Genomic DNA, 3,744 nt, shown 5'->3' on the forward strand with positions numbered 1-3,744 from the left:
CTCGTCTCGAACCTGATGGCGATCATCCTGCAGTCTCTTTGCGCGCGCCTCGCCATCGCGACAGGCCGCGACCTTGCGCAGGCCTGCCGAGACGCTTACCCCCCCTATATGGCCTGGCCGCTCTGGTTGCTGGCCGAGCTCGCGATCTGCGCGACGGATCTCGCCGAGGTGATCGGCACCGCGATCGGCCTGAACCTGCTCTTCGGCATCCCGCTCGAGATCGGCGTTCTGATCACCGCCTTCGACGTCTTCATCATCCTGTGGCTGCAGACGCGCGGCTTCCGCTGGATCGAAGCCTTCATCATCACGCTGCTCGGCGTCATCGCCCTGTGCTTCGGCATCCAGATCGCACTCGCCGATCCGAACTGGGGCGAGGTGATCCGCGGCTTCGCGCCGACGACGGAGATCGTCACCAATCCGAACATGCTCTACATCGCGCTCGGCATCATCGGCGCCACGGTGATGCCGCACAACCTCTACCTGCATTCCGGCATCGTTCAGACCCGCGCCTATGGCGAAACCCTGCCGGAGAAGCGCGAGGCGCTGAAGTTCGCGACGATCGATTCCACCGTCGCGCTCTGCTTCGCGCTGCTGATCAACGCCTCGATCCTGATCCTCGCCGCGGCGACCTTCCACAAGGCCGGGCACACGGATGTCGCCGAGCTAGGCAAGGCGCAGGAACTCCTGCAGCCCCTGCTCGGGGCCTCGATCGCGCCCACGCTCTTCGCCATCGCCCTGCTGTGCTGCGGCCTCAACTCGACCGTGACCGCGACCATGGCCGGGCAGATCGTGATGGAAGGCTTCCTGCGCATCCGCCTTCCGGCCTGGATGCGGCGCCTGGTAACGCGTCTCGTCGCCATCGTGCCGGCCATCGCGGTGACCCTGATTTATGGCGAAGGGCAGACGGCGAAGCTGCTCATCCTCAGCCAGGTCATCCTCAGCCTGCAATTGCCCTTCGCAGTGGTTCCGCTGGTGATGTTCACGGCCTCGAAGACCAAGATGGGCGCGCTCGTCGCGCCGCGCTGGCTCAGCCTGGCCGCAGCCGTCATCGCCGCGATCATCATCGTGCTGAACCTCAAGCTGCTGTTCGACGTCGCGACGGGGGCCTGACGCTTCCGCCAGCACGCACCAACAAAGAAGCGCTCCGGGAGCCCCCGGAGCGCTCTTTTCGTTCGTCGGACGGTGCCGATGCAGACCGCGGTCAGCGCTTGCCCGACATCGACCCGAGAATGCCGCGCAGGATCGCATTGCCGACCTGCCGGCCGATCGAGGTCGCGGCCGAGCGCGCCGCCGAGGTGATGACCTTCTCGGCCATGCTCTGCGGCAGCGGGCCGCCGCGCGAGCCCGGCCCCGTCTTCGGGCGCTGCTGCGGCGCACCCCCGCCGAGCCAGCCGCCGATCGTGTCGAGGATGCCGCCTCCCCCGCCGCCGGCGGACGCCTCGATCGGCGATCCGTCCGGGTTGAGGTTCTTGCGCTTCATCAGCTCTTCATAGGCCGACTCCCGGTCGACCATGGTGTCGTACTTGCCCTTCTCGGGGGAGCCATTGATCGCCTGCTGACGCTGCTGCGGCGTGCAGGGGCCGACCTGCGCCATCGGCGGTGCGATCAGCGCGCGCTCGACCATTTCAGGCGAGCCCTTGCCTTCCAGCATCGAAACCAGCGCCTCGCCGACGGCGAGCTGGCTGATCGCCTCCTCCGTCTTGATCTTCGGGTTCTGGCGGAATGTCTCCGCGGCTGCGCGGACCGCCTTCTGGTCGCGCGGGGTGAAGGCGCGCAACGCGTGCTGGACGCGATTGCCGAGCTGGGCCAGCACCGTGTCGGGAATGTCGAGCGGGTTCTGCGTGACGAAATAGACGCCGACGCCCTTGGAGCGGATCAGGCGGACGACCTGCTCGACCGCCGTCAGCAGCGCCTTGGGCGCGCCGTTGAAGAGCAGGTGCGCCTCGTCGAAGAAGAAGACGAGCTTCGGCTTGTCGAGATCACCGACCTCCGGCAGCTGCTCGAACAGCTCAGAAAGCAGCCAGAGTAGGAAGGTCGCGTAGAGCCGCGGATTGTTCATCAGCTTGTCGGCGGCGAGGATGTTGACGATGCCGCGCCCATCGCGGTCCGTCTTCATCAGGTCGTTGATGTCGAGCGCCGGCTCGCCGAAGAAGAGGTCGCCCTTCTGGTTCTCGAGCACGAGCAGCGCGCGCTGGATCGTGCCGACCGTGGCCGAGCTGACATTGCCGTATTTGGTGGTCAGTTCCTGCGCGTTCTCGGCGATGAAAGTCAGGATCGCGCGCAGGTCCTTGAGGTCGAGCAGCAGCAGCTTTTGCTCGTCCGCGATGCGGAAGGCGATGTTGAGCACGCCCTCCTGCGTGTCGTTGAGGTCGAGCAGACGGGCCAGCAGAAGCGGCCCCATCTCGGAGATCGTGGCGCGCACCGGGTGGCCCTGTTCGCCGAACACGTCCCAGAAGACGGTCGTGAACTGGTCGGGCTCGTATTTCAGCCCGAGTTCCTTGGCGCGGTTGACGAAGGCCGGTTTGGAATCCCCCGGCGCGACGATGCCTGACAGATCGCCCTTGATGTCGGCGGCGAAGACGGGGACGCCGTTGCGGGCAAAGCCTTCGGCCATGACCTGGAGCGTCACGGTCTTCCCGGTTCCGGTCGCGCCGGTCACGAGGCCATGACGATTGGCGAGCTTGAGCAACAGGTTCTCCGGCTTGCCGCTCTTGCCGATCAGAATCGCGCCGTCATCCGCCATCGCATCCGCCTATGAGATTTCCCAGAACGTCAGTTGAGGGTGTAACCAAACGACGCAGAGCGCGGAAGCCCAAGGCCGCTGGAAATCAGATCGTAAATATGTAAACTATTTTTGGAAGGCTTCGTGGCGAAGCCGTTTGGCGAGGGGGGTCGAGCCCATGGAAGAATTGCTCACGCGGGTGGCTGCGGCCGCCGGCATCAACGAAGACCTCGCCCGCAAGGCGGTCGGCATCATCCTCGCATTCCTGCAGAAGGAAGGCCCGGCGGCCGAGATCGGCCAGTTGATGGCGGCCCTGCCGGGCGCGCAGGCGCTGGCCGATGCGGAAGGTGGCGCCAAGGGCGGGATGCTCGGCGCGATCGGCGGGCTGATGGGCGGTGGCGGCGGCGTCATGGCGCTCGGCGGCCAGCTCATGGGCGCCGGCCTCTCGATGGGCCAGATCCAGAGCGTCTCGAAGGAAATGTTCGCCGTCGGCCGCGAGAAGGCAGGCGAGGACGCGATGGGCGCGATCGTCGGCGCCATTCCGGGCCTCGGCCAGTTCGTCTGAGCATTCGCCTCGATTTGCGCCGTCGCGGCACCGTCTTCGGACGGTCTCACGGCGGCGTTTTCGATTGCTATTCGCATTCCTGCACCTGCCTTGCGACGAAGTAGGGATGGCGGTGCGCGCGCACCCATGGCAATCAGCGCTCCACGGCTGCACACTGTGCGGAAGAGGAGCATCGGCGCGTATGAACTCGGCTGCCCAATCCGACCTTCCCTATCTCGACGCTTTCCCGTCGCCGTCGCATGACGCCTGGCGCGCGGCCGTCGACAAGGTTCTGAAGGGCTCGGATTTCGAGAAGCGGCTGGTCGGACGCACCGCTGACGGCATTCGCATCGAGCCGCTTTATCCTGCCGCCTCGCCCGCCGCCCGTGCCCTGCGCGCGGAGGCCGGGCGCTGGCATGTCGCGGCGAGACTGGACCACCCGGAACCGAAGGAGGCGCAGGCACTTGCCCTGGCCGAT

Annotated in this window: 3 protein-coding genes and 1 pseudogene; 3 read left to right on the forward strand and 1 reads right to left on the reverse strand. The window is 66.3% G+C overall.

Annotation, left to right across the window (positions count from 1 at the left end; all coding sequences use genetic code 11):
* Window positions 1-1,110: Nramp family divalent metal transporter (locus ACIPIA_RS12035; RefSeq protein ID WP_400509785.1), on the forward strand; the 1,110-nt coding region annotated here is incomplete at its 5' end.
* Window positions 1,111-1,201: 91 nt separating this feature from the next.
* On the opposite strand, the gene ACIPIA_RS12040 is transcribed toward ACIPIA_RS12035, so the two are convergent.
* Window positions 1,202-2,743, reverse strand: a complete 1,542-nt coding sequence (locus ACIPIA_RS12040) for a helicase HerA-like domain-containing protein (RefSeq protein WP_400509788.1) — start codon at window positions 2,741-2,743, stop codon at window positions 1,202-1,204.
* Window positions 2,744-2,900: 157 nt separating this feature from the next.
* Between ACIPIA_RS12040 and ACIPIA_RS12045 the strand changes: the two genes are divergently transcribed.
* Entirely contained in the window at window positions 2,901-3,287 is a 387-nt protein-coding gene (locus tag ACIPIA_RS12045; protein WP_400509790.1) for a DUF2267 domain-containing protein, read from the forward strand.
* A 181-nt stretch (window positions 3,288-3,468) separates the two neighbouring features.
* Window positions 3,469-3,744 (forward strand): annotated as a pseudogene (locus ACIPIA_RS12050) (methylmalonyl-CoA mutase); the annotation flags it as partial.

The sequence above is a fragment of the Allobosea sp. CER48 genome (assembly GCF_044752385.1).
Taxonomy (GTDB): domain Bacteria; phylum Pseudomonadota; class Alphaproteobacteria; order Rhizobiales; family Beijerinckiaceae; genus Allobosea.

Bases quoted from the DNA above. Each gene is read 5' to 3' on its own strand.
- ACIPIA_RS12045 (WP_400509790.1), top strand. From the start codon at position 2,901: ATGGAAGAATTGCTCACGCGGGTGGCTGCGGCCGCCGGCATCAACGAA.
- ACIPIA_RS12040 (WP_400509788.1), bottom strand. From the start codon at position 2,743: ATGGCGGATGACGGCGCGATTCTGATCGGCAAGAGCGGCAAGCCGGAG.